Source organism: Amycolatopsis jejuensis (assembly GCF_000717335.1).
GTDB classification, from domain to species: domain Bacteria; phylum Actinomycetota; class Actinomycetes; order Mycobacteriales; family Pseudonocardiaceae; genus Amycolatopsis; species Amycolatopsis jejuensis.
This window is the reverse complement of sequence record NZ_JNYZ01000086.1, coordinates 1-1,394: the sequence shown is the minus strand read 5'-3', so window position 1 is coordinate 1,394 and position 1,394 is coordinate 1. Positions and strand designations below refer to the sequence as shown.

Sequence of the window (1,394 nt, the reverse complement as noted above, 5' to 3'; positions counted from 1 at the left end):
CTTGCCTTCCGGGCTGGTTTCCCGCTGGCGCACGACGGTCATCCCGATACACGTTCCGAGGTCGCGCGCAGCGGCGCCCCTACGTCGTGCAAATGCCGAAGCACCTGGACGTACGTGCGCACCAGCCCACCTTGGCTGTAGTGGATTCCCCGTTGCGTGCAGAAATCGCGGACCAGCGGTTGCGCATGCCGCAGCATCGCCATCGGGATGCTCGGGAAGAGGTGGTGCTCGATCTGGTAATTCAGGCCGCCCATCGTGAACGTCATCCACCGGCCGCCCTTCACGTTGTGCGAGGTCAGCACCTGGCGACGCAGGAAATCCAGCCGGTGCCCCGGCTCCAGGTGCGGCATCGCCTTGTGGTTGGGGGCGAACGAGCAGCCCATGTAGACGCCCCAGACCGCATGGTGGACTGCGATGAACACGAAGGCGATCCCCGGCGGCAGCAGCACGAACACCGCCGTCAGGTAGGCGACGAGGTGCCCGGCCAGCATCCCGGCCTCCAGCCGCCGCCGCTTCAGATCGCCGTGCCACACCGCCTTGATACCCGACCAGTGCAGGTCGAGGCCTTCCAGCAGCAGCAACGGGAAGAACAGGTACGCCTGGTATTTCGCCATCCAGCGCAGGAAACCGGCCTTGGCGCGGCTCTGCCCGGTGCTGAACGCCAGCGCCGCAATGTCGATGTCCGGGTCCGCGCCCTCCACATTCGGATGGGCGTGGTGACGGGTGTGCTTGCCGACCCACCAGCCGTAGCTCAGCCCGACCAGCCCGGCCAGCCCGGTCCCGACCGCGTCGTTGGCACGCCGCCCACGGAAAATCTGCTTGTGCCCGGCATCGTGCCCCAGAAACGACAACTGGGTGTACGCCACTGCCAGCAGCACCGCCATGGACACCTGCCACCACCCCGGCGCACCCAGTGCCAGCACCACCCACGCACCGCCGAACGCCGCGACCGCGGCCCCACCGCGCACCACATAGTGCACCGGCCGCCGACGGAACAGCCCGGCTTCCTTCACTCGTGCCGACAGCTCGGCGAACTCGCTTCCGTGCGGATGGCCGGGTTCTGGTGCGGGGGCGGTTCCTTGTTCGTCCATTGTGGAATCCTCAAGCAGGTGGCGGGCCGTGAGTGTGCGGTCCCGGGCGAGTCCGGGAACAAGCTTCGTGCCGCACGGCGGACGGCCCTGACGGCGGGCCGTGCGCTTCGGAATCGCCGACCGCCTCGGGCCCTTCACCGTGAACGCTACACCGCTCCGGCAAGCCCGGCGCTCCTCACGTTGCGCGCGAATGGCGACGTCAGCGCCCCAAGGGTGTAGTGTCAGCGGTGTCCGAGAACATTCCGTGTGTGAGCGTCCGAGCCCGCACCGTCCTCGGTTCTCATCCGGATACCTGCGCCCGGG

General features: G+C 68.1%; 1 protein-coding gene. It reads right to left on the bottom strand.

The window, feature by feature from the left end:
- Positions 1 to 38: 38 nt before the first annotated feature.
- Positions 39 to 1,091 (bottom strand): fatty acid desaturase family protein, encoded by a 1,053-nt coding sequence (locus OO71_RS45820; RefSeq protein ID WP_033296414.1) that lies wholly within the window; start codon positions 1,089 to 1,091, stop codon positions 39 to 41.
- Positions 1,092 to 1,394 lie beyond the last annotated feature (303 nt).

Excerpts from the sequence above, each read along its gene's own strand:
- OO71_RS45820 (WP_033296414.1), bottom strand. The coding sequence starts at position 1,091 with ATGGACGAACAAGGAACCGCCCCCGCACCAGAACCCGGCCATCCGCAC.